The following is a 24,521-nucleotide window of genomic DNA, read 5'->3' as shown; positions in this document are numbered from 1 at the left end:
ACCTAAATGTCCATACATTCAAGCCCACACGGATATTATTTTATTGTCCGATAAGGTATATAATAATAGTAGCCAATAAGAAAGGGGCGGTTTTATGGAAGTCGGCAAGAAACTGCACAAGCTCAGGGAAGATAAGAAAATGTCTATGTACCGCCTTACACAGCTCACAGGAGTGTCGGGACACCATATCAAGGGCATCGAGGAAGGCACACGGCAGCCCACCATTGAAACGCTGAATCGTCTGGCAGTCGCTCTCGGTTCTTCACTTGCGGAGATGTTCAATGATGATACGGAATGTACCTATCTTACGGAGAAAGAACGGCACTTGATTGAGAATTTCCGCAGGCTTTCTGATGAAAAGGCAGATGCTTTGCTGAATATGAGCGATGTTCTGAATAAATAAGCGATGGCTACTGTAAAAGATGCAGTAGCCGTATTTTTTTACCCATATTGGACTTATAAGTCCTCGGTGAAATATTTAGAAAAATGCCTGTCGAATCATTGACTATTTGTGCAGATTGTGCTATAATATTATTAAGTGTAACTTCTGATAATACCGTATTATGGGAAGTTCATAAAGATGGAGGTGAATAACCATGAAATCGAACTTTGAATTTTTGAACAAGTATTGGGGAACTCTTGCCAAAATTGGCGAAACCGCTGAAAGCTACCTATACAACGATCCTAATGCTTGTATTTATAAACTCGGAATGTTTGCTGAACGTCTCGTACAGGAAATATTTGCAAATGAAGGGCTTGATGAGCCTGATTATGATAATACCCACGCTAATAGAATAAAAATCCTGAAACATGAAGGGCTTATAGATCGTGGCGGCAGAATTGACGATATACTTTATTCACTCAGAATGAAGCGTAATGATGCCGTTCATAAATACGAAGATTCTGTTGATACCGCAAAATCCCTGCTTAGAATGGCATTCAGGCTTGCTGTATGGTTCATGGAGGTCTATGGTGACTACAACTTCCAAGCACCTGATTTTGTTATGCCGGAAAATAAGCCTGTCCCTGATTATGAAAACATTATCAAGGATTTAGAGGAACAGCTTGCAAACGCTACTAAGGCTGAACCTGTTATAACAGCTACGGAAGGTTCATCTGCAAAGGACAGAGCCGACAAATCGGCAGAAGTTACAGAAGCAATGGAGCTTTCCGAAGCTGAAACACGAATCATCATTGACGATCAGCTCAGGAAATACGGCTGGGAGGTCGATACCAACAATCTCCGCTACTCCAAAGGGACCAGACCACAAAAGGGACGTAACCTTGCTATCGCTGAGTTTCCGACTAATTCTACGGTAACTAAGGGTGGTTATGCGGACTATGCTCTCTTTGTGGGGCTTAAACTTGTTGCTATTATTGAAGCAAAGAAAGCAAGTATAGATATTCCGTCTGTAATAGACTATCAGTGCAAAGATTATGCCCGTATGATAAAAGCGGAGCATAGCGAGTATGTTATAAAGGACTGGAACGGTTATAAAGTTCCGTTCGTTTTCGCAACTAATGGAAGAAAGTATCTGAAACAGATTGAGCTGAAATCGGGTATATGGTTTCTTGATCTGCGTGACGGTGCGAATACTCCAAAGGCTTTGCAAGGTTGGTTCAGCCCTGACGGTCTTATGGAAATGCTCGATAAGGATATTTCAGCGGCAAATCAGACATTGCAGAATACCCCATACGATTTACTGCGTGATCCTGACGGACTGAATCTGCGTGAATATCAGATAAGGGCTATTGAAGCCGCCGAGAACGCTATCATTGATGGAAAGAAAACAGCGTTGCTGTCTATGGCTACGGGAACCGGTAAGACCAGAACAATCCTCGGAATGATATACCGCTTTATCAAGAGCAACCGTTTCAGACGTATTCTATTCCTTGTGGATAGGACTGCGCTCGGTGAACAGGCAGCCGATGTGTTCAAAGAAGTCAAGATAGAGGATTTAATGACTCTCGATGAGATCTATAATATCAAAGGTCTTGACGAAAAAGAGATCGATAAGGAAACAAAGATACATATAGCTACGGTGCAAAGCCTTGTAAAACGTCTGATATACAGCGAAGATGGTACAATGCCCTCTGTTTCTGACTATGACCTGATCGTTGTTGATGAAGCGCATAGGGGTTATACGCTCGACAAAGAATTGAGCGATGATGAAATGCTGTATCGTAATCAGGAAGATTATATCAGCAAATATCGTACTGTTATAGAGTATTTCGATGCTGTCAAGGTCGCTTTGACGGCTACCCCTGCCCTGCATACAACAGAGATATTCGGAAAGCCCGTGTTTACATACTCTTACAGAGAAGCTGTCATTGACGGCTATCTTGTCGATCACGATGCTCCGCACGATATTCACACCAAGCTCCGTGATAACGGCATTGAATACAAAAAGGGTGAAACGCTCGCAATCTATGATCCGAACACGGGCGAAGTCCTCAACAGTGATGAGCTTGAGGACGATATGAAGTTTGAAATAGATAAATTCAATAAGGACGTAATTACTGAGAAGTTCAATTTAGCCGTATTTAATGAAATCGCTATGGACTTCAATCCTGACGGCGAGGGCAAAACGCTTATCTATGCGGTCGATGACGATCATGCTGACCTTATCGTAAAGATACTGAAAGATATTTACTCGAAATACGGTATCGATAACGATGTAGTCAAGAAAATCACCGGAAGCATAGAGGGAGGCAATAAAAAGAAGATACTTGAAGCGATACGGCAGTTCAAGAATGAAGCATATCCAAAGGTTGTTGTTACTGTTGACTTGCTGACAACAGGTATTGATGTGCCTGAGATCGTTAATCTTGTATTTATGCGCCGTATCAAATCTCGTATCCTGTTTGAGCAGATGCTCGGCAGAGCTACGAGATTGTGCAGCAAGATAGACAAAGACCACTTTGAGATCTATGATCCCGTAGGTGTCTATGAAACCTTAGAGCCTGTAAGCAATATGAAGCCTGTTACACCAAATCCCCAGACTACCTTTGCGGACTTACTTAATGGTTTGAGAGTTGTTGAGAAGGACAAACAGGCATATCAGCTTAGTCTGATTATTGCCAAACTGCAAAGGAAAAGCCGTAAGATCAGTGCAAAAGCTCTGGAGCAATTCATATACCTGACAGGCGGAAAAGACCTTAATACTTTTGCAAAAGAGCTGAATGACGGCAAAGTTGCCGACTCCACAAAGAGAGCTTTGGAATGCTCTGAGGCATTTGCTGTGCTTGATAAAGACAGAACACATAGAAAGCGTCCCGTTGTAATAGACGATCATGATGATGAGGTCGTATCACATGAAAGAGGTTACGGCAAGGCAAGCAAACCCGAAGACTATATTGAAGCATTCAGGAAGTTCGTTGTGGAGAACCTTAACGAGATAAATGCGCTCAAAATCGTATGCACTCGCCCCTCTGAGCTGACAAGGGCAACTCTCAAAGAGCTGAAAATGGAGCTTGACCGTCATGATTTCACGGAAAAACAGCTCAATACTGCTTGGAATGAAATGACAAACGAAGATATTGTTGCGGATATTATCGCATTTGTTCGGCAGCAGGCTATCGGCTCGGCACTGATAAGCCATGAAACACGAGTTAAAAATGCCTTTGCAAAGCTGAGACAGAACCACAAGTTTAACAAGGTTCAGCTTGACTGGCTGAAACGTATAGAAAAAGTCATGCTTGAAGAAGCTGTGCTTGATGAGCAGATGTTTGAACAGGGTGCTTTCAAGAACAATGGTGGCTTCAAAGGCATTGACCGCCGATTTGAGGGACAGCTCCATGAGGTTATTATGGAACTGAACCAATACTTATATGACGATGGAGGAATCGTAGCTTGAATAATCAGGAAATTGTTGCAAAGCTCTGGAATCTGTGTAACGTACTGCGTGATGATGGTATCACCTATCAGCAGTATGTTACGGAGCTTACCTATGTTCACGTCGATGTTGAAATACTCCGCTAGTCCTGCGCAAACGCCTGAAATTATCCTGCCTTCTCTTAATTTGTAAAGTGGCTTTGCCATTTCTATCACTCCTTATCTGAAATTAAGCGAAATTTCGCCGATACCGTTGTCAATGTCAAGTTTTATTTTGTAGAGAAGCTCGTTCTCTTCTGTTGTGCTATTTATTTTCACTTTGCTGTCTGATTTTATTTTATAATCGTTTTTGTAGCCGTCGATATCAAAATTTATGCTTCCTATACCGCCGTCTATATCAGCGTCACCGAGAAGCTTTCCTGCAAAGTCTGTTTCGCCTACCCCGCAGTCAAAGTCGGAATCGTTAAAAGTGCAGTCTTTGAAAACTGTTTTTCCTACTCCAAGGTCAAAGTCGGCTTCATTTGTGCAGGTGACGTTAATGACCTCTGAGCTTCCTGCACCGAAATCTATGTCGAGGTTTTCACAGATCAGATCTGAAAGCTTCATTTGTCCTGCGCCTGCGTCTATCTTTACAGTGTCAAACGCTTTTTCAGGAAGCTCTATAGTCAGCGTAGGCTGACTTCCGTCAAAAGAGATATATCCGCCTTTAAGGTGCAAAAGGCTGTCGGCGGTCTTGACCTGAAGCTTGCTGTTTGATGACGAAAAATTTATCTTCTCTGGGAGATTTTCTCCTGTGACGTGGATATTTTCGTCACTGCTCTTTTTGATGTTGAGATCCCCTGCGGAGAAATTGATCTCCATATTATCTATAGCGGCAACGTCAAAAGTTTCGTTGTAGGAATAACGCTTGCCAAGGCTTTTGGTGTTTGTGACCTTGATAAGCACCACGCCCACAATGAAAAGCACTATGCCGATAATAAATATCGTCAAAAAAAATGGGAAACGTCTGCGTTTTACGTCGCCTGTGTTATCATATTTTGCCATTATGCCACCGCCTTTGAGCTTACAAACCTATGGACAAAGTTTGTGAATTTGTTGAAAAGGCTTACACAGCTACGCCATATGCACCTTATAACAGGCATTACAATCATGCCTCCAAGTCCGATACAAATAAGTCCTGCACCGATCAGGGCAATGCCTGCGGGATAGACCGTGAAAAGCGTTACTATACCGCCTATTGTAAGGGAGAAGCCTGTTGCGAAAACTGCAATAATTATGCTTAAAAGTGCGCAAAGTATCGCCAGGGCTATTGCGGCAAAGGCACACATAAGGCTGAACCATATTGGGCTTGTGATGATGATAACAAGAAGCTTTGAGAGAGAATTGCCGTTCTGTGGCACATTATTGTCAGTATCACGAGCCTGTGAGGGGTCAGCGGCGGCTTCCATCTGAAATACCGAGTCGCCCTGTGGGTGTATGCCACTGTCCTGCAAAATTTTGTTGGCAAGCTCTTCGGGAGAGCCGAGGTTTGCGGCAGTTTCAGCTTCATGGGCTGCACCTGCATCAAGGAATATCTCCTCATAAAACCCCATTGCGTCATTTATTTCATCTTCGGCAAGTCCGCCGTCTTCAAGCGATCTGCGCAGTTGGGTAAAATACTCAAGTCTGTTCATGTATTTTCTCCACCTTTTTCTAATAATATACGGTCTACCATATTCTTATGCTTCTTCCACTCTCTGCGGTATTCTTCAAGAGCTTTTTCTCCCTTTGGGGTAACGTGATAATAACGTCTGTTCCTGCCCATATATTCCTTATCGTAGGTTTCAAGCAGCTCGTTTTTTTGAAGCCGTTTCAGTACAGGATACAATGTGGATTCTGAAACATCCACCGCACTGCGTATGAACTGCGTTATCTCATATCCATAGGTATCCTCTCTGTCTACCACTGACAGTACCATGGAATCAAGCAGTCCTGCACTTATTGGAAAGCCCATTTACTCTCTCCTCTCTTTAGTCAGCTCAGTTATTATATAGATCTATAATACTATATCGTTGAATATATTATACGTCATATAATATTATTTGTCAAGGGGTAAAATCATTTTTTTTGTTATCATCATTTTATGCGAGTTAGTTTAGAGTAATTGTTTGCTGAAAATTCCTAGACAGCCTTGAAGAGGCGTCAGCCCTCAGGGATATTTCCCATATGCCTGCGAGAGTAAAGTGTGCAATGCTCGGCTGGCGGACGCTTTCTGAGGCGCTGAAAGATAAATAGGGTATAAAAATGCCGCTGAGAGGGTTCTCAGCGGTTTTTTTCTATTCTGCTTTAGAGGTATTTTCTTTCTTCGTCTTGCTGTCAGCCTTTGAGCTATCATTCTTTTTGCTGTCAGCGGATTTTTCTTCCGTGTCCTTTATGGAACTTGCAAGGTGGGTGAAGTCGGGGAGCTTATCCCTTGTTAGAGTGAGATTGTTGTTATACGTCTTGATAAGCTCTGCGGCGGTGTTGTTTTCTTCAGCAAGCTTGCCGTCATCGGTCATAAGATAATTTCCGCCCCATTGACCTATGAACGCCCACATGGCTTTTTCGTCTGCAATGCTCTGTATGTCAGGGAAGCTTCCACATTCGCTCATTGCAATAGGCTTGTTCTTTGATATGCTTTGCAGGAAAAGCATTATGTTCACCTGTGCGTCCTTATTGCCGTCGTCATAAACATCGCAGGAAAGCACGTCGCAGTATTCGTCGCCCACATACCAATCGGCATTCTGTGCTGACCATACCCATATGAGATTGTTCAGCTTGTGGTATTTCGTCTGACGCTCGTACATAAGCTTCCAAAGCCATTTGTAGGCTTCCTTGTCATTGCCCCACCAGAAATCACCGTTGCTGGCCTCGTGGAGCGGTCGCCAAAGCACTGCTATTCCCTCATCACGGAGGGTGGAGAGTTTCTCAGATACGGTGTCGATATCCTGAACGACAGCAACACATTCTTTGCTTACCTTGCCGTCCTTTTGAAGCTTTTTGATATCCTCAAGGCTGAGTTCTGCGATATTTTCCTTTGTAACTGCCTTTTTGATGTCAAAATCCGTCTGGTCGGCATAATATTCACGCTTGTCGTCAGGGGCAGCCCAGTGCCACATATAGCCCACTATGCCGTCCTTTGAAGCCCAATCCATGGCGATGTTCATCTCGGTGTCGGTGGTAATGCTGTCCTTTTCAGTGGCAAGCATAAGGTCGCCAAAACGTATTGCAGGGTATTTTCCTGTGGTTTTGTATATCATGTCTGTTTCAGCAGATGTGCCGATGGTGTCATGCTGACCCAAAAGCACCTGCTTGCCGTAGCTTTCGCAAAGATACTGATAAAGCGCTTTTGCGTTGTAGTCGGAGTCTTTGTTTGAAAGAGCAGGCTTTGATATAGTAAGGTCAAGCTTTGATATATCCTCGCTTGCGGTGAGGGTCAGGCAGTCAACGTCAAGTCCGCCGTCCACAGGGATAACGGATATTGCCGTCTTGCCTTTTTCTATGTAGATGTTCTTGAAAGTCACCTTTTCAAACTTGCCCGAGCCGCTGGCTGAGAAATCCTGAAGCTTTTTGCCGTTCACAGCTATGCCGTTCACACACGGCACATCGGAAGCCACTGTTATGGTAAGGTTATAATACTGTGAGTCGGTAAGCTCGATCTCTCTTGACCAATCTTCCTCAGCGGAAATGTTCGTCACATAACCCTTGCCCTTGTAGCCCTTGCGGTCGCTTTTTACTTTCGCCTTGCCTGAAACTGAGCCTGCTTCGGCTTCAACGCTTTTTGAAAACTTCACATAAGGTATGGCGTTTGCCACTATCTTTGTTTCTTCGTAGCTTTTTAAAGCCTGCTTGTCAGCCTTGCTGTCATCGTTTGTCTGTTCCTTTGTTGTGGTTACAACAGATGTTTTTTCGGGGGCGGTCATGCTCTCGTTTCTGCCTATCTGCACTCCGCAGCCTGACAGCGTGCAAATTGCTGCAACAGTCGCTGCCATTATCCGATAATGTCTCATTTCAATATCCTCTCAAATTTTGTCTTTTGCTCAGAATGTGAGCGTGTATGTTTTACCTGTTTCCGTGTCAAACTCTGCTGCGCCGTCTGTGTACAAAGTCTGTACCTCGCTGCTTGCAGTGTGTACCTTTACATTGTCACACACTATCCTGCACTTCTTTCCGCACCTTGAGTGAATGTGGCAGGCTGTTATCTTTGAGTTTTTCCACTCAAGGTCGATAACAAAGCCGCCTCTTGCACAAAGTCCTTTGAAGCTGCCCTCAGACCATTCTTTCGGCAGTGCAGGCAGGAGAATTATCTCGCCGTTCTCGCTTTGCAAAAGTGCCTCCGTGATACCAGCTGTGCCACCGAAGTTTCCGTCTATCTGGAAAGGCGGGTGCATATCGAACATATTCTCGCTTGTGGAGTTTGAAAGAAGTGCTATAACATTTTCGTACACTTTTTCGCCGTCAAAAAGTCTTGCCCAGTGGTTTATTATCCATGCCCTTGACCAGCCTGTGTGTCCGCCACCGTGTGAAAGACGTCTTTCAAGGGTAGCCCTTGCGGCTTTGGCAAGCTCAGGGGTCTTTCGCATTGTTATGATGTCAGCAGGATAGAGTGCGAAAAGCTGTGAGATGTGCCTGTGACCAGGCTCAACTTCGTCATAGTCCTCTGCCCATTCCATTATCTGACCGTATTTGCCTATCTCAGGTGCAGGAAGTCTGTCTCTGGCTTCAAGGACTTTCTTTCTGAAACCTCCGTCAGTTTCAAGTATTTTTGAAGCTTCCGCAACGGCAGTGAAAAGCTCATAGATTATCTGGCTGTCCATAGACGGACCTATGCAGATAGAGCCTTTTGAGCCTGAAGCTGTGAGATAGGTATTCTCAGGGGAAACTGACGGGCAGGTAACAAGTCTGCCCTTTTTGTCCTCGATAAGGAAGTCAAGGAAAAATTCTGCCGCTTCTTTCAGGGTGTCATATTTCTCGCTGAGAAACTCTCTGTCCTGAACATAGAGATAATGCTCCCATATGTGCAGGCAGAGCCATGCCGCACCCATTGGCCATTGTGTTCCAGGTATCCACAAGTCCTGCGGTGCGGTGTCGCCCCATATGTCGGTGTTATGGTGACAGACAAAGCCACGGCAGCCATACATATTCCTAGCGGTCTTTCTGCCGTTTGGACGGAGCTTCTCGATATGGTCGATAAGAGGCATATGAAGCTCTGAGAGATTACAGTTCTCTGCACACCAATAGTTCATTTCGGTATTGATATTGATAGTGAATTTACAGCCCCAAGCAGGCCACATATCCTTGTTCCAAATGCCTTGGAGATTTGTAGGCAGGGTCTTTTCTCGGCTGCCTGCAATAAGTAGATATCTGCCGAAATTGTGATACATTTCAATAAGCTTGTTGTCGGGATTGCCCTCTTTCACAAGTGCAAGTCTTTTGTCTGTAGGCAGGGTGGAATTACCTGAGCTGTTGTCGCAAAGGGAGATATTCGCACGGTCATAGTATGACTTGTAGTCTGCGATATGGTCAGCTTTAAGCTGTGCATAGGTTTTTTCCTCGGCTCTTTCAACGTCAAAGACAGCCTGTCCCTTGTAATCCTCACAGCGGTAGCTTGTCTGTGCGCCAAGGAGGATAGTCACCTCGTCGCAGTCCTCACAGGTTATGAAGCTTCCATATGGGTAGACCTTTCCGCCCTTGTGGAGTACCTTTATATAAGCGGCAAAGTTTATGCCGTCCTCTGAGCCACTTCCTCCGTAAAAGAGGATATCGTTGTCATGAACGGGCGAGTTATCATCAAAATAATCATCTCTGCCGTCAATGCGTACACGGACGCTTATCGCTTTTTTCTCGGAAGCCGTTATGTGCATAACAAGCACCTGATCGGGCTGTGAGATAAACACTTCTCTTGTGTAGTCAACGCCGTTTATGGCATATTCTGTGGTGCAGACAGCGGTGTTAAGGTCAAGGCTTCTGCTCTTGAAGTCACATTCGCTCTCTTTATAATGTATAACGTTCATGTCGCCCAGTGGCATATAGTGCCTTTGATTTACAGGCGTGCCGCAGAAAGCGTCATAGATTATTTTTTCAGCCTCGTTTATTTTCTCCTCAAAAAGCAGTTTTCTCACTTTTTCGAGATTAGGCAGTGCGGACTTATTATTTCTTTCACGGAAGCCGCCCGACCAGACGGAGTCCTCATTGAGCTGAATCCTCTCTTCAAGTGGCTGAGAGAACACCATTGCGCCTATCCTGCCGTTTCCAAGGGGCAGTGCTTTGTTCCAATCGTCTGCAGGGGTCTTATACCAAAGAAGTGCGGAAGTATCCATGGCTATTCCTTTCGTTATCTGTATATATCTGTATTTTGATATGGTTGTAGGTTACAATCCCTTATATTATAGCATATTTTGTTTGGGTTGACAAGGGGGAGATCGTGGCTCTTGTGAGATGTGAGAAATAACAAAACCAGTGTAAGCCTACAGCAGGCTTTCACTGGTTTTTTGATCATTTGTGAAAAGTTTAACAATATTTTATCCGCTGTTTTTATGTGCGAATTTTTTCTGCAATGAGCTGAAAAGCGTCAAAAATCTCTTCTCCCGAATGTCCCAAGGCTCTTATGGCTATGCCACGTTCCGTGTGAGTGGCGCAAAGCTGTGCGCTGTCAGGGTCGCCTGTGTAGTCGGCTTGGTAAATGCTTTCCAGCATTGTCTTGTCAGGGGTGTAGATATACATAAATCCCGTGTGGGTGAAGCCCTCGAAAAAGCCTTTTTGCCGTATGGGCAGTGCGGCTGGGTCGATAAGAGTGTTGTCGATAAAATCCGCCCTGCCGTCAATTGCTATCTCGGTGCGTGAGCGAAAGCGCTTCAAGCCAAACTCCTCCCCCATTGCAGTTCTGCCACAGCAGTATATCTCAGAGAAAATAAGCTCAGAGCTTTCTGTGATGTTCACCTTGCCCATAGAGATATGCTCACAGCCTGTGAAAGTCATAATAGGGTGGGGCATATAGCAAAGCCTTGCGTTTTTGCGCACAACAAGCTTTATGCTCTGTTTTGATATGCCGCCGTTTGTGTTGAAAAGCTTTTGATAGCCCTGATCTGTGAATATGACCTTGCAGTTTTCCCCCACAAAAAGCTTTATCTCGTTTTCGTCACCTGCCAATACTCCTGCTGAGCCGCACATTGAGATATATTTCGCCCAGCCTTTATGGTCATAAAATGGTGAATACACCTTGAAAGGGGGAGCAAAATATAAGTCCTCAGTAACGGTCTTTTGTCCGTCAAAGGCTGTTGACAGGCTTAGTCTGCCGTTCATTTCAGATCCTCAAAAAGCACTGATTTTTTTATCCAATCTATGACCTGAGAAACGCCCTCACGGCTCATGAGATTTGTGAAAAGAAACGGTCTGTCGCCCCTCATGCGCTTTGAGTCGGAAGCCATTACTTCAAGGGAAGCTCCAACAAGTGGCGCAAGGTCTGTCTTGTTGATAACAAGCAGGTCGGAACGTGTCACGCCAGGGCCACCTTTTCTTGGTATCTTTTCACCCTGTGCAACGTCGATAACATAGATAGAAGCGTCTGCAAGGTCAGGGGAGAATGTGGCGGATAGATTGTCGCCGCCGCTTTCAATGAAAACGATCTGCGTGTCAGGGTGCTTTTTCACCATTTCGTCAACGGCTTCCAGGTTCATGGAGCAGTCTTCTCTTATGGCAGTGTGAGGACAGCCGCCTGTTTCAACGCCAACTATCCTGTCAGCTGGCAGGCATGAGTTTTTTGTAAGAAATTCTGCATCCTCTTTGGTGTAGATATCGTTTGTTACAACGCATATGGAATATTCTTTTGACATTTCTCTTGTAAGGCGTTCGATAAGTGCGGTTTTTCCCGATCCCACAGGTCCGCCTACGCCTATTTTTACATAGCTCATTTTTGGTACTCCTTATTATATTATATAAATCATAGCTTATGACATATACTGTCTTGAATACAGTCGCTCGTGCTGCATTGCACGCAGGTCAAAGCCTGCGCCGCTTATGCCGATATCGTTTATATCAGTGGAAAGGGCTTTTTCTGAAGCGGAGGATATAAGCTCAAAGCTCTCTCCGAGAATTTTCTGCCCTGCAAGCTGACTTAGAGGTACAAGCTTCACGCAGTTTGTGACTATGGCGGAGCATATGGAATAGCCGTATACCGCAAGCCCCTCTGAAAGCTCGATGCCATTGTCACGCATATAAAGCCCATAGGCGATGCACTGATGGCCCTTGCATATGCCTTGCTCAGTCAGGCTTTTATAAAGCCCTGTGAAGCTTTCCCGACCATTGTTGCATATTTTGAAAAAACGCCTTGTGACCTTTTCTGAGCCGCTTCGTATCTCAAATGGTGTTTTCGCCGCAGAGTATATCTCATCAAGACGGCAAAGCTCCTTTTCGTCAGCATTGTATGCCGCTGCCGCCGCACCAAGCTCATTGTAGGGCAGCACTGAGATGTAAGAATGGAGATATTCTTCAAGCCCTTTTGGCGAAGTGATGATATCATGCTGAACGTAGGTTTCAAGCCCATTTGAAAGCGTGAACGCACCCACAGGGAAAAGGCTGTCGCATATTTGCAGAATGTGAATAAGTCCTGCGGTATCGGTCATTTTTTATCAGCTCCGTTTAGTGTGAATGTTCGTGGTGATGATGTTCCCCATGCTCGTGGGAGTGGCTGTGTGAGTGTCCGTGAGCTTTGCAGACGATAAAATCGTCAAATCTGCCTATGATGTTCTCGCACTCAAAGCCGAGGTTTTTCAGGTGCTTTTCTGTAGGCTCGTCATGTGGGATAAGCACGTTGTCGTCAGATATTTTAAGTGACAAATGCCTGTTGCCTATCTCAAAGCAAAGCCTGCCCATTTCCTGCATAGTGTGAACGTTTATCTTTATAAGGGGACAGCTTGTGAGCTTCACTGCTACGCAAAGCTTATCGTCAAGATAGATGATATCCCCGTCCTTTAGGTTTTCGTCAATGGCAATGCCTATGTCACGTCCTCCTGCGGTGGTTTTTCTTATGCGCTTTTTCTCGGCTTCAAACCAATCAAGCTCAACTGTGTCTACTTCTACAGAGGTGGTGCTTTCAGAGAGATTGCCTAATATTTTTTCTGCTATCATTTTTGTTTCCTCGCTTTAGAACATAAAGTAACGCTGTGCCAATGCAAGCTCGTCAAAAGGCTCGCAGGTAATAACTTCGCCGTCAACTGTGACAGTGTAGGTCTCAGGGTCTACTCTTATATCACCGCAGACGTTGTTGTATACCATATCAGCCTTTGAGATGTTTCGGCAGTTCTTCACAGGAAGCACCTGCCTTTTAAGACCAAGCTTCTCCTTTATGCCGTCCTCGTAGGCGTATTTTGATACGAACGTGATACAGGTGCTTGAAAGGGCAAGCCCGTGACCACCGAACATTTCTGTGTAACACACAGGCTGAGGGGTAGGGATAGAAGCGTTTGCGTCGCCCATTTTTGATGCGAAAATAAATCCGCCCTTTATTATCATGTCAGGCTTTGCTCCGAAAAATGCAGGATTCCAAAGAACAAGGTCTGCCACCTTGCCAACTTCCACTGAGCCTACATATTCTGATACGCCGTGGGTTATAGCAGGGTTGATAGTGTATTTTGAAATGTAGCGTTTTATTCTGAAATTGTCGTTTCGCTGGCTGTCCTCAGGGAGTGCGCCACGTTGTTTCTTCATTTTGTCAGCGGTCTGCCATGTTCGTGTGATGACTTCGCCTACACGTCCCATTGCCTGAGAGTCGGAACTCATCATTGAGAATATTCCCATATCGTGCAAAACGTCCTCTGCGGCGATAGTTTCAGGACGTATCCTTGAATCCGCAAAAGCAATGTCCTCTGGTACGTTCTTGTCAAGGTGATGACACACCATGAGCATATCCAGATGTTCGTCAAGAGTGTTTGCGGTGTAAGGCATTGTAGGGTTCGTTGAGGAAGGGAGAACATTCGGGAACGCTGCCGCTCTGATAATGTCAGGAGCGTGTCCGCCGCCTGCACCCTCTGTGTGATAAGTGTGGATAGTCCTGCCCTTGAAAGCATTGACGGTATCTTCAACAAATCCGCCCTCGTTAAGAGTGTCGGTGTGGATAGCCGCCTGAACGTCATACATATCCGCAACAGTAAGTGCGTGGTCGATAACGTCAGGGGTAGAGCCCCAGTCCTCGTGTATCTTCAAGCCTATACAGCCTGCCTTTATCTGCTCCTCGAGAGTTGTGATGTCGCTTGAATTTCCCTTGCAGAGATAGCCGAAATTCATTGGCAGGTCTTCGGAGGCTTCCAACATTCTGTGGATATTGAACTCGCCGGGTGTACAGGTGGTGGCATTGGTGCCGTCGGCAGGACCTGTACCACCGCCTATCATGGTGGTGATTCCGCTGTAAAGGGCTGTTCTCACCTGAGTTGGAGAGATAAAATGAATGTGCGTGTCAAGTCCGCCGGCGGTGAGGATAAGTCCCTCGCCTGCGATAGCTTCCGTGGAAGCGCCTATTATCATGTTTTTGTCAACGCCATTCATGATGTCGGGGTTGCCTGCTTTGCCTATTCCTGCTATCCTGCCGTCCTTTATGCCAACGTCAGCCTTTATGATGCCTGTGCTGTCGATGATAAGAGCGTTTGTGATAACAGTGTCAAGGCACTCCTTGTCAGTGGCTTTGCAGGATTGCCCCATGCCGTCACGGAGAGATTTTCCTCCACCGAACTTTGCTTCATCGCCATGAACTGTCAAATCTTTTTCCACTTCTGCAATAAGAGAAGTGTCGCCCAAGCGCACCCTGTCGCCAACTGTCGGACCATACATATCGCAGTAAGCTTTTCTCGATATCTCGATCATTTCCTACACCCCCTTGAAGCCAAGCTTTTTAGCCTTTTCAAAGGCTGCCTGCTTGATGTTTTCATCGTCCATTTTTCCGTTTACAAGACCATTCAGACCATAGCCTATGCGGTCGCCGCCGATAGGTATAAGACGGACGGTCTTTTTCTCTCCCGGTTCAAATCTTACCGCTGTGCCTGCGGGGATATCAAGTCGCATACCATAAGCCGCCTTGCGGTCAAACTCCAAAGCCTTGTTTACCTCAAAAAAGTGGAAGTGGGAGCCTGTCTGGATAGGTCTGTCCCCTGTGTTTGAGACTGTAAGCTCAATGCTTTCTGTTCCCTCGTTGAGCTTGACAGTGCCTTCCTCAACGATAAATTCCCCTGGGTGAAGCTTGCTTGCACCCTTGATAGGGTTGTGTACTGTCACAAGCTTTGTGCCGTCGGGCATTGTGGATTCTATTTGTATTTCGTGTATCATTTCAGGAACGCCGTCCATGACGTCATCAGCGGTAAGAAGCTTTGTGCCGTATTGCATAAGCTCAGCGGCTGACGCTCCTGCTCTTGCTTTTTCCATTACTTCCATGCTTATGTATGCCACAGCTTCAGGGTAGTTGAGCTTTAATCCCTGTGCCTTTCGGTCACGGGCAAGCATGCCCGCATAATGGAGCATAAGCTTATCCTGCTCTCTTGGAACAAGTCGCATTATTATTCCTCCTATTTATATAGTATAGTGTCTCTACTGCTTTTTCTCTGTAAGGGCTTTTTTTACTACTCCCTCAGGGTCGCTTATGAGCATAGTGCCGAGCCATACGACTGTGCCGAGTGCAACAACGCAGATTCCTAAAAAGCTGTCGTTTATCATGTCTGCGGTGGCAGGGGTGAAATATCCTGCGCCCTGCTCTTTGTATTCAAAAAGTGCGTCCACGAGCCACATTATAGATGCGCCCCAGTACATATAGCACATCAGCCCCACTTTAAGATTTCTGGCTTTTGGTGATGTGTACCATACTATGGTAATGATAACGGCTGCTATGAGAGTGATAAGAAGTGTCATACGGCGTCACCGCCCAGCTTTGCAGTCTTTTTTGGCTTACGTTTCAGTATCTTGTCAGACACCACCGTCAGCACAGCCCATACCGCTGTCACAAGAACAGCCATTGATGTTCCGACAGTCGCCATTTCGTGGAATGCTACTGCCATTTCCGAAGGGTCGTTAGCCGCTGTCAGGAATGGGAAGAACGGTGATATCTCGCCATGCCACAGATGCTCAAATGCCAAAAGTCCTGAGCCGCCCCACAGAAAGCCTGAGAGCCTTGTTATCTTTTTAGAAAGAGGAAGCTTGTCCTCCGAAAGAGCTTTGACCTTTGTCTGCTCCTCTGTCTTTGCCTCGTGAGACTTTACTGCCTTTGCCACAATAGTTGTAACGATCGCTTCTGTTGCTGGTACTAAAAAACAAGCCATAATAAAACTTCCTTTCAAAATTGTTTTCTGAGTTTGACCTAGTGATAATAAAAAAACAACGCCCTTATAAACCGACAGGCATTGCCGTATCGGTTATAAGAGCGTCATTGCTTTGATTATCAGTATAGCACAGAGCTTTTTATTTGGCAATAGTGTTAATGAAAAATTCTTATTTTATTCAGCTTTGAATAAAAAATAGATGTGAACAAAATGAAAGTCTGACATCTGAATATTGCATTATTGCCATTTGTAGATTTGCACAAAGAAACTATTCAAAAATGAATAGTTTCGATTTTGATATGGACGAAATAGCGTAAATACGCTATATAAGTGATAACAAAGCTTATTCCAAAGTGAATAATTTTCAGAAAAATTGAAAAATAGCTCTTGACAACTTGCAGGAATGGTGATATAATTCTGCACATAGAGCAATTCAGAAATGACTTGAACGGTCATGCGGATATGTTCCTCAGTGATTTTGAAAGGAAAGTGACCTCAAATGATCAACAACAATTGTCAGCCACCGAGCGCCTCAGGCTCTCCTCGTTTTTGTAATATGGGTAATTTCATGAGGCTTCCTCACGCGACCTCAGCAGAGGGATTGGATTTCGCTATCGTTGGTATACCATTCGATACCGCCGCTTCTTTCAGAGCAGGCGCAAGATTTGGTCCTAACGGTGTAAGAAACATCTCGGCAATGATAAAGCCTAACAATGTTGCAATGGGCGTCAACATTATGGATTCACTCAAGGGCGCAGACCTTGGCGACGTTCCTGTGATCCCTGATTATATCCACGAAACATATTCAGCTATCGAGCAGACCTTGGACGGTGTTCTTGAATGCGGTGCAGTTCCAATAAGCATTGGCGGCGACCACGCTATCACCCTTGGCGAGCTTAGAGCTATCGCAAAGAAGCATGGAAAGGTAAGCCTTGTGCATTTCGATTCACACCTTGACCTGTGCGATACGGTTTTCGGTCAGAAATACAATCACGGCACACCATTCAGAAGAGCAATGGAGGAGGGTCTTATTGATCCTGAGAAGTCGGTTCAGATTGGCATGAGAGGTTCTCTTTACGATCCTGACGATTTCAAGATCGCCGCAGACCTTGGCTTCACGGTTATCCCAGGGGACAAGCTCCACACATATTCTCCTGAAGATCTTCTCAAGGTCATAAAGGAAAAGGTTGGCGACAACAAGGTGTTCCTTACATTCGATATCGACTTTGTTGACCCGGCTTATGCACCAGGTACAGGTACTCCTGAGGTGGGCGGATTTACTTCCTTTGAAACACTTCAATATATAAGAGCGCTGAAAGACCTGAACTTCACAGGCTTTGATGTAGTAGAAGTTGCTCCTCCATATGACCACTCAGAGATAACAGCTTATATGGGCGCAAATATCATTTTTGAGTTCATGTCTATCCTTGCTTATCAGAAGAAGATCGGCAAGAGAAAATAAAGATAGAAAAATAATTCACTCTCCAATAAATATAATATCAAACGCAACGGAGCGTTGACGGCGGCACTAGGGTGTCCGGCTTGTCAGCGCTCCGAATTATTTAGAAAAGTAAGTGAAAGGTTGGAATCAGTTATGAAAAGCGGAAGAAGATTTGGAATTTTAAGAAAAGTTTGTGCAGTGGCAGTGGCTTCGGTACTTGCGGCAGGATGTCTTACAGCCTGCGGAAGCAGCAAGAACGCAGGTCCGCTCACACTGGATCAGATCAAGGAAAACGGTAAGCTCACAGTTGCGACAGAAGCCGCTTATGAGCCTTTTGAATACATGGACGGCGATAAGATCATAGGCTACAACGCAGATCTGTTCGCTAAGATTTGCGACGATCTGGGGGTAGAGCTTGATTATATCGACCTGCCGTTTCAAGGAATACTTGCAGGACTTGAAGCAAAGAAATATGACGTTGTTGGAGCAACACTCGGCGTAACTGCTGAACGTGCAGGCAAGTACACGATGACTTATCCTATCCAGAACGGAACTACAGTTTTCGTAAAGAGAAAGGGCGATGACAGCATCAAGTCTATCGAAGATATGTCGGGCAAGCGAATGTTTTCTGCCGTGTGATGATTACTATGATATTATCACAACAACCACAGAATGGAATGAAAGTTGGGCTGAACCTGACGCCCCGATTTAAAAACCACCTTTTCCTAACGAGGTGGTTTTTAAAGTTAGGAAAAAGTGGCTCTAAAACACGAAAGTGTGTTGAAAGTTAGGGAAAGGTGGTTTTTCGTTAGGAAAAGGTGGTCTTTACACAGACAAAAAACAGATTTTTCTGCTCTGAATTGTTGAAAGTTAGGAAAAAGTGGCTCTAAAACATGAAAGTGTGTTGAAAGTTAGGAAAAAGTGGTCGCTACGTTAGGAAAAGGTGGTTTTTCGTTAGGAAAAAGTGGCTTTTGGTTAATATGACCTTACTATCCTTTCATGCTCATTGTTCTGCACTTGTCCCGGATAGACCTTTCAAGCTCTCTGGACGCAATGCTCAAAGCATATTCGTTATTCTTTATCAGACAAATATATCGTGTCGGCATATTCTCCTTGATCTTCAGACGGCAGATATTATCAGCATTCCCGTCAAGAAACGGCTCAGGCACAAATCCGATGCCAAGACCGTTCTGCACCATAGGAAGTATCAGGTCGGCTGTTTCGACTTCGATATCAGGCTCAAACGGCAGACCGTTCTCGGAGAAAAAATCTCTGTAATACTCGTATGTTTTTGTTCCAGTGCTCAAAGCTATCAACGGGTATTTTGCTATTTCTTTTATACTGACCTCTTTTTCTGCAAGATGTTCAAATACATGACCGCATATTGCAGTTTCCCGAAAACTGCATATTTTTAGTGCATTAAGAGAGCCGATCTCATCGGCAGGTGTTGTAACGACTGCCAGATCGACCAAGCCCTTCTGTAAAGCTGTGATCGCCTGCGGTGTGGAATAATTGCATATTTTCAGCTTAACGCCTGGATATTTGCTGTGGTAAGCTCCAAGTATCGGAAGCAGAAAACACCTGAGAGCGACTTCGGTAGCTCCTATGGATATAATGCCGTTTTGCAGGCTTTTATTCAGGGACACTTCCTCCTCGCCTGCCTGTATCTGCTCAACTGCTGTACAGATATGCTCATAGAGCCTTTCACCCTCTGGAGTCAGACGCACGCCCTTGTTTGTCCTTTCAAAAAGGGTACATCCAAGCTCCGCTTCAAGGGTTTTGATCGTTCTTGTAATATTGGGCTGGTTGAGCGTTAAAGCATTAGCAGCCCTCGTTATACTTCCGTATTTGGTCACATAGTAGAAAATTTTGTAATGGTCATAGCTGATATTCATATTATTCACCATACCTTTATGATATATCTGATATATTAAACATACATTTTACATATCTCGTTATAAGTATTATAATATAAATGCTGAGCCAAGTCAAGTATTATTTTTAAGGAGTGTTGTTTGATGACCAAAGACCTTACTGTCGGAAAACCGGATAAGGTGCTGTGGAAGTTTTGCCTGCCGTTGTTTGGCAGTATTATCTTCCAGCAGCTCTACAACATCGCTGACAGCTTTGTTGCGGGAAAATTTGTAGGTGAGGATGCTCTTGCGGCAGTTGGAAACAGCTACGAAATCACTTTGATATTCATAGCCTTTGCGTTCGGCTGCAATATCGGGTGTTCGGTGATCGTATCTCAGCTTTTCGGTGCAAAACGTTTGAAGGATATGAAAACGGCTGTCTATACCACCTTGATCTCGGGCGGTGTTCTGTGTCTTGCGCTTATGATCGGAGGGCTTGTCTTTTCTGACGGTCTGCTAAGGCTGATACACACTCCCGATAATATCCTGTCGGATTCAAAGCTGTACCTTGACATATATATATGGGGACTTCCGTTCGTTTTCTTCTATAATGTGGCAACTGGCATTTTCTCCGCACTCGGCGATTCAAAAACGCCGTTCATATTCCTTGCGGCTTCATCAGTATCAAATATCGGTGCAGATATACTGTTCGTTACCGCCTTTCACATGGGCGTTTCGGGAGTTGCGTGGGCTACCTTCATCTGTCAGGGGATAAGCTGTATTCTTGCAATGGTTGTTGTATTCAGGAGATTTGCAAGAATAGAGACGGAGGGAAAAGCCAAGCCTTTCTCATGGAAATTGCTCGTCAAGATCGCAGCGGTAGCAGTTCCGAGTATATTGCAGCAGAGCTTCATATCTGTCGGCAACATCATCATTCAAGGCATTATCAACGATTTCGGATCGAGCGTTATCGCTGGCTATGCCGCTTCGGTAAAGCTGAACAACCTCGTCATCACATCGCTCACAACTCTGGGGAATGGCGTATCTAACTTTACTGCCCAGAACATAGGAGCAGATAAGCTGCCGAGAGTAAAGGAAGGCTTCAAGGCAGGCATAAAGCTCGTATGGGTGCTGTGCATACCGCTCACGGCTGCCTATCTGCTCGCAGGGAAATATCTTGTGTATATCTTCCTTGACGAACCGACAGGAACAGCAATGGAGGTCGGCATAAGGTTCTTGCAGATACTGTCGCCGTTTTACTTTGTTGTATCCGCAAAGCTCGTTTCCGACGGTGTACTGAGGGGTGCAGGAATGATGAAGCAGTTTATGGCTGCGACATTCACCGACCTGATACTTCGTGTTGTATTTGCTAAGATGTTGTCCGTATTCTTCGGGACAACAGGTATATGGCTTGCCTGGCCGCTCGGCTGGACAGTCGCTATGGGAATGTCTGTAATGTTCTATCATTCCGGAGCGTGGAACAAAAAATGTCAAGATCCCATTTTGGTCACCCTATGAAGGGTACTGTATTAGATGTGCAAAAATAACATTTTCGCTAAGTATATATGCTTGTCAATAGCCCGTAGTCTATTGGCGCACACAAAATCCGTTCCATACAAGTCCATGTCATCTTTATGGCGCGCGCCACAATGACAGCATACCCTTTTGGGACTGAATAACAAAATCCACGCAAATCGCTTGTGATCTGCGTGGATTTTTTCATTCCAGTAATTCCGCTGTAAGCCTTCCATAGATAAATCATCGTATCGTACACGGCTCTCTGCGCCTGCATACGGAGCAGATTGCCGATAGCACCCGACTGGTCGATTCGCCCCGACATCACCGCTGCCTGATAGTCACGGCTCGACTGCATAAGAAGCTCGGTCTGACGGTTTACTGCGTCCGTGACTTTGGTATCAAGCTCGTCAAGGTGCTTGTAGATCTCGCCCTTGTCCACGATCTTCTGCAAGAGATCGGGCCGCTTTTCTTCGATGTGGTGCAGATAGTAGCGAATGTGGTCGGTGTGGAACACATAACGCTCCGTTTTGCCTGTCTTTGGGTTGCGGTGGCGTACCGTCTGTGTGTCGGTATCGACTTCCCACACAGGAGCGTCGTTGACTTTCTGTTTGCTCTTGAATAACATTGCCGTCACTTCCTTTTCTTCGTAATATAGTAGCCGATACCGCCGACTCCTGCGAGAGCAGCCACTCCTGCGATGATTGCAAGCGGATTGGCTCCGGAACCCTCAGAATTGCCCTCAGACGGCTTTGCACTGTCCTTGTCGGTATCGTTACCCTCTCTGTCTGCAAGCCACTCAGAAGCCGTTTCCGTTCCTCCTGCGACCTCTCCGATCACTCTCGGACTGTCCTCGCCGTTATCGTTGATCTGATGACCGCCTGTGCTTTCTTCGGGTTCGTCTTTCAGCGTACTGAACGGAGGAAAGGTGTCCACGGTATCGCCGTTGCGGTCAATCATCTGCCAAGTACCGTTAAGCAGCGTGAAGCTGTAAAAGTTGTCCTCAGTCTCGATCGTCCAATTACCGCTGTTATCGTCCTCAAAGTCCCAGCCGTCGATCAGATCACGGTAGTATCTGCGATAGCCGTGTGTGACCTCGCCCACATCGTTCCAGTCATATCCGCCTGTGCCGTAGTTCTCGTCAAGCCACCTGTCAAGAAGGTGGTGCTTGTACGATGCTTCGGGATATTCAAGTCCGTTATCGCCCTTGCCGTTCCAGAGATCTTCCCAAATGGCGGTTTCAAGGCTTTCACGGTCGGGAACTTCGGCAGCGTAGGCTGTCATGCCTGAGCTGAGTGCAAGTGCGGTGCAGAATACCGCTGTGATAAACTTCTTCATTGTAATTTCTCCTATGCAAGCTGTCCGATCAGGACAGATGCTTCATATTTACTGATGTTATCGTCAACCCGAATATCGTTTCGGTGACTTCTGCGAATGAGTTTTTTCAGATAACTGAGCTGAGAGAGCGTAGCAGGCAGAGAACCCCAGCGTTTCACAAGCTCCAAGTCCCACAGGTTCTTTGCCCTTTGATAATCGCAGACAAGGCGGTTATAAACACCGTCAAGGACTTCCTGCATTGGTGCGGGCTGAATGGTCCAGACGATCGTGTTATCGTGTACCATGTAGGCATAGCTGTTGCCCGTAATGTCCTCGGCTCTGACCTTGATGACACGCTTATCTCCGATCGAACAAAGCATAGAACCGTCCGGCATAATGATGTAGTTGACATTGTGGGTGTCATACTTGCCGTTCTGCTCAAAAAGTTCCACAAGCTGCACATTGATCTTCCAATCAGGCTGACGGTTTGCGACCTCCTCGATCATGTCCTCGATCTCGGTGATGCGCTTGCCCTGAATGTCCGCCTGTGTCATGCCCTTTGGGAGCTTGCCGATGCCGAACAGGTCGGGTGCTGTGCAGATATTGAGTTTTCCTGTGATACCGACACAATCAATGAGCTGCAAGTCGGTCTTGTCGGGGTGCAGTCTCAGACCTCTGCCGACCATTTGCGTGTAAAGACTGGCATTTCGTGTCGGTCGGGCGATAATGACCGTTTCAATCAGGGGCATATCAGTTCCCTCGGTGAAAATCATGCAATTCACAAGACACGGTATCTCTCGCTTAGTGAAACGCTCGATGATCTCCGCACGGTCGGGTGTGTCTGCTGATACCACAACAGCACCGTCAATCAGCTCTGCGATATGGTGAGCGTGTTGGACGGTAGCGGTGAAGGAGTGTACCGCAGGCAAAAAGCGGAAAAAGTCCGCTCCGAACACGGAGTACCTCAAAGGGCATTACGATTATATCCGTGTCAATGTTCCGAAGGGAGAGCGTGAGAAGATCAAGGCTTATGCGGAGTCTCAGGGTATGAGTGTGAATAAGCTGTTGCTCACGGCGTTGGAGGAATACAAAGAAAAACACAATGGAGAAAAACAATGAAACTTACAAATAATAGATGTGCTGTTGAGGTCACATTAGATGATAACTTTGATCTCAAAAGCTCCGACCATAGAGAATATGATCTCGTCTTGAATGTTGACGGATATACTGCTCAGGATTTTTATAGGGTGCTGTCTTTATCCGTAAATCTTTTTCATGACAAATATAAGGTTGCTTTAGTAGGCTCAGGTCAATCATATCCTGATGACTGTGCTGTGCTTGATGATGAGATTTTGACCGTAATTCAAGATAATCGAGTTGTTAGACTTGATCTTCATAACAGAACAGTAGTAGCAACCTATGATACTGATTTGTACGGCTGTGCCTTTGGTCTGTATAGTACACCTGACGGATACTTTATTCATGGTGAGCTTGAAGTAGCTCGATATGATAAAGATTTCAATAAGAAGTGGGGCTTTTCAGGCAGAGATATTTTCGTATCACCAAACAATAAACAGGCTTTTCAACTACTTGAAGATCGTGTATGCCTCTATGACTTTGAGGACAATTATTATGAGCTTGATTATAATGGGAATCAGCTCTTATACCTTCCACATAAATAATCACTCCAAATCCCCATTCTTTTTACGCTTGCGGTCTTGCTGCTGCTCATTACGCTCCTGCCTGAGAAACTCCTCAATGGTACGCTGTGCGTCGGCAAGGTCACGCGCCCGCTTGTCTGCTTCACGAAACTGCTGATCTTTCAATGAACGCTCTTGTATGAGGGCGTTTATTTTTTTGTCCAGGCTCTCCACGGTCGGGATATGACCGGAGGGATAAAGTTCCAACACCTTAGTGCGAATTTGCCCGTATTCGGTAAGCTCTGCGCTGTGTTCCTTTCGGTACTTCTTCGCAGCACTTCCGCTGAGGGCTTTCAGCTCCTCGCCGTACACTTTCAGCTTGCGGTATTTCCGCAGGACTTTCAGCTTCACCTGCAAGTCCTCGATCTCCGTTTTCATGTTGTTCAGCTTGGAGAGAAGTCCTCGGCTGTGTGCGTATTCCGATATAGCCGCTTGCTTTATCTGATCAGGCTCTACACCATACTCGGCTATCACATTCTTTGCAATACTGGCGAGCTTCATATTGCCACGGTCGATAGCGTCCTGAACAAACCTGTTCGGGGCTTT

24 protein-coding genes and 3 pseudogenes are annotated in these 24,521 nt (G+C 45.6%); 8 read left to right on the top strand and 19 right to left on the bottom strand.

Annotation, left to right across the window (positions count from 1 at the left end; genetic code table 11):
* The first annotated feature begins 94 nt into the window (after window positions 1-94).
* The 3 genes and pseudogenes from CUS_RS18790 to CUS_RS19600 form a co-directional block, all read left to right on the top strand.
* Window positions 95-403 (top strand): helix-turn-helix domain-containing protein, encoded by a 309-nt coding sequence (locus tag CUS_RS18790; RefSeq protein ID WP_002851766.1) that lies wholly within the window; start codon window positions 95-97, stop codon window positions 401-403.
* A 193-nt stretch (window positions 404-596) separates the two neighbouring features.
* Window positions 597-3,857 (top strand): type I restriction-modification system endonuclease, encoded by a 3,261-nt coding sequence (gene hsdR / locus CUS_RS13865; protein WP_002851794.1) that lies wholly within the window; start codon window positions 597-599, stop codon window positions 3,855-3,857.
* Window positions 3,854-3,955: pseudogene (locus CUS_RS19600) on the top strand (SAM-dependent DNA methyltransferase); the annotation flags it as partial. The gene hsdR and the pseudogene CUS_RS19600, both read left to right, overlap by 4 nt.
* Window positions 3,956-3,976: 21 nt before the next feature.
* Here the strand turns inward: CUS_RS19600 and CUS_RS19335 are convergent.
* The 14 genes and pseudogenes from CUS_RS19335 to CUS_RS13800 form a co-directional block, all read right to left on the bottom strand.
* A pseudogene (locus CUS_RS19335) lies at window positions 3,977-4,042 on the bottom strand (PspC domain-containing protein); the annotation flags it as partial.
* Window positions 4,043-4,054: 12 nt separating this feature from the next.
* Window positions 4,055-4,879 (bottom strand): DUF4097 family beta strand repeat-containing protein, encoded by an 825-nt coding sequence (locus tag CUS_RS13860; protein WP_002851788.1) that lies wholly within the window; start codon window positions 4,877-4,879, stop codon window positions 4,055-4,057.
* Complete coding sequence (locus CUS_RS13855; protein WP_002851779.1) at window positions 4,879-5,508, bottom strand: DUF1700 domain-containing protein; 630 nt, start codon at window positions 5,506-5,508, stop codon at window positions 4,879-4,881. Before CUS_RS13855 ends, CUS_RS13860 begins: the two co-directional genes overlap by 1 nt.
* Window positions 5,505-5,828, bottom strand: coding sequence for a PadR family transcriptional regulator (locus tag CUS_RS13850; protein WP_002851767.1), 324 nt, complete (start codon window positions 5,826-5,828; stop codon window positions 5,505-5,507). Before CUS_RS13850 ends, CUS_RS13855 begins: the two co-directional genes overlap by 4 nt.
* A 322-nt stretch (window positions 5,829-6,150) precedes the next feature.
* On the bottom strand, window positions 6,151-7,863 hold the full coding sequence (locus tag CUS_RS13845; protein WP_002851816.1) for a glycosyl hydrolase: 1,713 nt from the start codon (window positions 7,861-7,863) through the stop codon (window positions 6,151-6,153).
* A 30-nt stretch (window positions 7,864-7,893) separates the two neighbouring features.
* Window positions 7,894-10,173, bottom strand: a complete 2,280-nt coding sequence (locus tag CUS_RS13840; protein ID WP_002851807.1) for a glycoside hydrolase family 95 protein — start codon at window positions 10,171-10,173, stop codon at window positions 7,894-7,896.
* Window positions 10,174-10,387: 214 nt separating this feature from the next.
* A complete protein-coding gene (locus tag CUS_RS13835) occupies window positions 10,388-11,155 on the bottom strand; it encodes an urease accessory protein UreD (protein ID WP_002851811.1) in 768 nt (255 codons plus the stop codon).
* On the bottom strand, window positions 11,152-11,763 hold the full coding sequence (gene ureG, locus CUS_RS13830; RefSeq protein WP_002851818.1) for an urease accessory protein UreG: 612 nt from the start codon (window positions 11,761-11,763) through the stop codon (window positions 11,152-11,154). The genes CUS_RS13835 and ureG overlap by 4 nt, the downstream gene beginning before the upstream one ends.
* A gap of 36 nt (window positions 11,764-11,799) precedes the next feature.
* Entirely contained in the window at window positions 11,800-12,474 is a 675-nt protein-coding gene (locus CUS_RS13825; protein ID WP_002851768.1) for an urease accessory protein UreF, read from the bottom strand.
* A gap of 16 nt (window positions 12,475-12,490) precedes the next feature.
* The gene (locus CUS_RS13820; protein ID WP_002851809.1) at window positions 12,491-12,979 is read right to left on the bottom strand and encodes an urease accessory protein UreE; all 489 of its coding nucleotides are present in this window, start codon (window positions 12,977-12,979) and stop codon (window positions 12,491-12,493) included.
* 15 nt (window positions 12,980-12,994) lie between these two features.
* The gene (ureC, locus tag CUS_RS13815) at window positions 12,995-14,707 is read right to left on the bottom strand and encodes an urease subunit alpha (protein ID WP_002851786.1); all 1,713 of its coding nucleotides are present in this window, start codon (window positions 14,705-14,707) and stop codon (window positions 12,995-12,997) included.
* A gap of 3 nt (window positions 14,708-14,710) precedes the next feature.
* Window positions 14,711-15,391 (bottom strand): urease subunit gamma, encoded by a 681-nt coding sequence (gene ureA / locus CUS_RS13810; RefSeq protein WP_002851772.1) that lies wholly within the window; start codon window positions 15,389-15,391, stop codon window positions 14,711-14,713.
* Between the two features lie 33 nt (window positions 15,392-15,424).
* The gene (locus CUS_RS13805) at window positions 15,425-15,742 is read right to left on the bottom strand and encodes a hypothetical protein (protein WP_002851775.1); all 318 of its coding nucleotides are present in this window, start codon (window positions 15,740-15,742) and stop codon (window positions 15,425-15,427) included.
* Window positions 15,739-16,149: a hypothetical protein gene (locus tag CUS_RS13800; RefSeq protein ID WP_002851781.1), complete on the bottom strand. Its 411-nt coding sequence runs from the start codon at window positions 16,147-16,149 to the stop codon at window positions 15,739-15,741. Before CUS_RS13800 ends, CUS_RS13805 begins: the two co-directional genes overlap by 4 nt.
* Before the next feature lie 499 nt (window positions 16,150-16,648).
* On the opposite strand from CUS_RS13800, the gene speB reads away from it, so the two are divergent.
* Both speB and CUS_RS13790 read left to right on the top strand, forming a co-directional pair.
* A complete protein-coding gene (gene speB / locus CUS_RS13795; protein ID WP_002851796.1) occupies window positions 16,649-17,611 on the top strand; it encodes an agmatinase in 963 nt (320 codons plus the stop codon).
* A 132-nt stretch (window positions 17,612-17,743) separates the two neighbouring features.
* Window positions 17,744-18,229 (top strand): transporter substrate-binding domain-containing protein, encoded by a 486-nt coding sequence (locus CUS_RS13790; protein ID WP_002851795.1) that lies wholly within the window; start codon window positions 17,744-17,746, stop codon window positions 18,227-18,229.
* A 350-nt stretch (window positions 18,230-18,579) separates the two neighbouring features.
* On the opposite strand, the gene CUS_RS13785 is transcribed toward CUS_RS13790, so the two are convergent.
* Window positions 18,580-19,485 (bottom strand): LysR family transcriptional regulator, encoded by a 906-nt coding sequence (locus tag CUS_RS13785; protein ID WP_002851792.1) that lies wholly within the window; start codon window positions 19,483-19,485, stop codon window positions 18,580-18,582.
* A 123-nt stretch (window positions 19,486-19,608) separates the two neighbouring features.
* On the opposite strand from CUS_RS13785, the gene CUS_RS13780 reads away from it, so the two are divergent.
* Window positions 19,609-20,961 (top strand): MATE family efflux transporter, encoded by a 1,353-nt coding sequence (locus tag CUS_RS13780; protein ID WP_002851790.1) that lies wholly within the window; start codon window positions 19,609-19,611, stop codon window positions 20,959-20,961.
* Window positions 20,962-20,998: 37 nt separating this feature from the next.
* On the opposite strand, the gene CUS_RS18785 is transcribed toward CUS_RS13780, so the two are convergent.
* The 3 genes from CUS_RS18785 to CUS_RS13765 are packed head-to-tail and all read right to left on the bottom strand — an operon-like array spanning window position 20,999 to window position 23,129.
* Window positions 20,999-21,586: a hypothetical protein gene (locus tag CUS_RS18785; protein WP_002851784.1), complete on the bottom strand. Its 588-nt coding sequence runs from the start codon at window positions 21,584-21,586 to the stop codon at window positions 20,999-21,001.
* 5 nt (window positions 21,587-21,591) lie between these two features.
* Entirely contained in the window at window positions 21,592-22,296 is a 705-nt protein-coding gene (locus CUS_RS13770; protein ID WP_002851799.1) for a hypothetical protein, read from the bottom strand.
* 11 nt (window positions 22,297-22,307) lie between these two features.
* Window positions 22,308-23,129 (bottom strand): helicase-related protein, encoded by an 822-nt coding sequence (locus CUS_RS13765; RefSeq protein WP_037277552.1) that lies wholly within the window; start codon window positions 23,127-23,129, stop codon window positions 22,308-22,310.
* Between the two features lie 52 nt (window positions 23,130-23,181).
* Between CUS_RS13765 and CUS_RS13760 the strand changes: the two genes are divergently transcribed.
* Together CUS_RS13760 and CUS_RS13755 are read left to right on the top strand one after the other, a co-directional pair.
* Window positions 23,182-23,394, top strand: a complete 213-nt coding sequence (locus tag CUS_RS13760; protein ID WP_002851819.1) for a hypothetical protein — start codon at window positions 23,182-23,184, stop codon at window positions 23,392-23,394.
* Window positions 23,391-23,957 carry a hypothetical protein gene (locus tag CUS_RS13755; RefSeq protein WP_037277550.1) on the top strand — a complete coding sequence of 189 codons (567 nt, stop codon included), beginning with the start codon at window positions 23,391-23,393 and terminating at the stop codon, window positions 23,955-23,957. Before CUS_RS13760 ends, CUS_RS13755 begins: the two co-directional genes overlap by 4 nt.
* On the opposite strand, the pseudogene CUS_RS13750 reads toward CUS_RS13755, so the two are convergent.
* Window positions 23,958-24,521: pseudogene (locus tag CUS_RS13750) on the bottom strand (relaxase/mobilization nuclease domain-containing protein); the annotation flags it as partial.

This window comes from Hominimerdicola alba 8 (assembly GCF_000178155.2).
Taxonomy (GTDB): Bacteria; Bacillota; Clostridia; order Oscillospirales; family Ruminococcaceae; genus Hominimerdicola; species Hominimerdicola alba_C.
This window is presented reverse-complemented; position numbering and strand designations above follow the sequence as displayed.

Bases quoted from the DNA above. Each gene is read 5' to 3' on its own strand.
- CUS_RS18790 (WP_002851766.1), top strand. From the start codon at position 95: ATGGAAGTCGGCAAGAAACTGCACAAGCTCAGGGAAGATAAGAAAATG.
- hsdR (WP_002851794.1), top strand. From the start codon at position 597: ATGAAATCGAACTTTGAATTTTTGAACAAGTATTGGGGAACTCTTGCC.
- CUS_RS13860 (WP_002851788.1), bottom strand. From the start codon at position 4,879: ATGGCAAAATATGATAACACAGGCGACGTAAAACGCAGACGTTTCCCA.
- CUS_RS13855 (WP_002851779.1), bottom strand. From the start codon at position 5,508: ATGAACAGACTTGAGTATTTTACCCAACTGCGCAGATCGCTTGAAGAC.
- CUS_RS13850 (WP_002851767.1), bottom strand. From the start codon at position 5,828: ATGGGCTTTCCAATAAGTGCAGGACTGCTTGATTCCATGGTACTGTCA.
- CUS_RS13845 (WP_002851816.1), bottom strand. From the start codon at position 7,863: ATGAGACATTATCGGATAATGGCAGCGACTGTTGCAGCAATTTGCACG.
- CUS_RS13840 (WP_002851807.1), bottom strand. From the start codon at position 10,173: ATGGATACTTCCGCACTTCTTTGGTATAAGACCCCTGCAGACGATTGG.
- CUS_RS13835 (WP_002851811.1), bottom strand. From the start codon at position 11,155: ATGAACGGCAGACTAAGCCTGTCAACAGCCTTTGACGGACAAAAGACC.
- ureG (WP_002851818.1), bottom strand. From the start codon at position 11,763: ATGAGCTATGTAAAAATAGGCGTAGGCGGACCTGTGGGATCGGGAAAA.
- CUS_RS13825 (WP_002851768.1), bottom strand. From the start codon at position 12,474: ATGACCGATACCGCAGGACTTATTCACATTCTGCAAATATGCGACAGC.
- CUS_RS13820 (WP_002851809.1), bottom strand. From the start codon at position 12,979: ATGATAGCAGAAAAAATATTAGGCAATCTCTCTGAAAGCACCACCTCT.
- ureC (WP_002851786.1), bottom strand. From the start codon at position 14,707: ATGATCGAGATATCGAGAAAAGCTTACTGCGATATGTATGGTCCGACA.
- ureA (WP_002851772.1), bottom strand. From the start codon at position 15,391: ATGCGACTTGTTCCAAGAGAGCAGGATAAGCTTATGCTCCATTATGCG.
- CUS_RS13805 (WP_002851775.1), bottom strand. From the start codon at position 15,742: ATGACACTTCTTATCACTCTCATAGCAGCCGTTATCATTACCATAGTA.
- CUS_RS13800 (WP_002851781.1), bottom strand. From the start codon at position 16,149: ATGGCTTGTTTTTTAGTACCAGCAACAGAAGCGATCGTTACAACTATT.
- speB (WP_002851796.1), top strand. From the start codon at position 16,649: ATGATCAACAACAATTGTCAGCCACCGAGCGCCTCAGGCTCTCCTCGT.
- CUS_RS13790 (WP_002851795.1), top strand. From the start codon at position 17,744: ATGAAAAGCGGAAGAAGATTTGGAATTTTAAGAAAAGTTTGTGCAGTG.
- CUS_RS13785 (WP_002851792.1), bottom strand. From the start codon at position 19,485: ATGAATATCAGCTATGACCATTACAAAATTTTCTACTATGTGACCAAA.
- CUS_RS13780 (WP_002851790.1), top strand. From the start codon at position 19,609: ATGACCAAAGACCTTACTGTCGGAAAACCGGATAAGGTGCTGTGGAAG.
- CUS_RS18785 (WP_002851784.1), bottom strand. From the start codon at position 21,586: ATGTTATTCAAGAGCAAACAGAAAGTCAACGACGCTCCTGTGTGGGAA.
- CUS_RS13770 (WP_002851799.1), bottom strand. From the start codon at position 22,296: ATGAAGAAGTTTATCACAGCGGTATTCTGCACCGCACTTGCACTCAGC.
- CUS_RS13755 (WP_037277550.1), top strand. From the start codon at position 23,391: ATGAAACTTACAAATAATAGATGTGCTGTTGAGGTCACATTAGATGAT.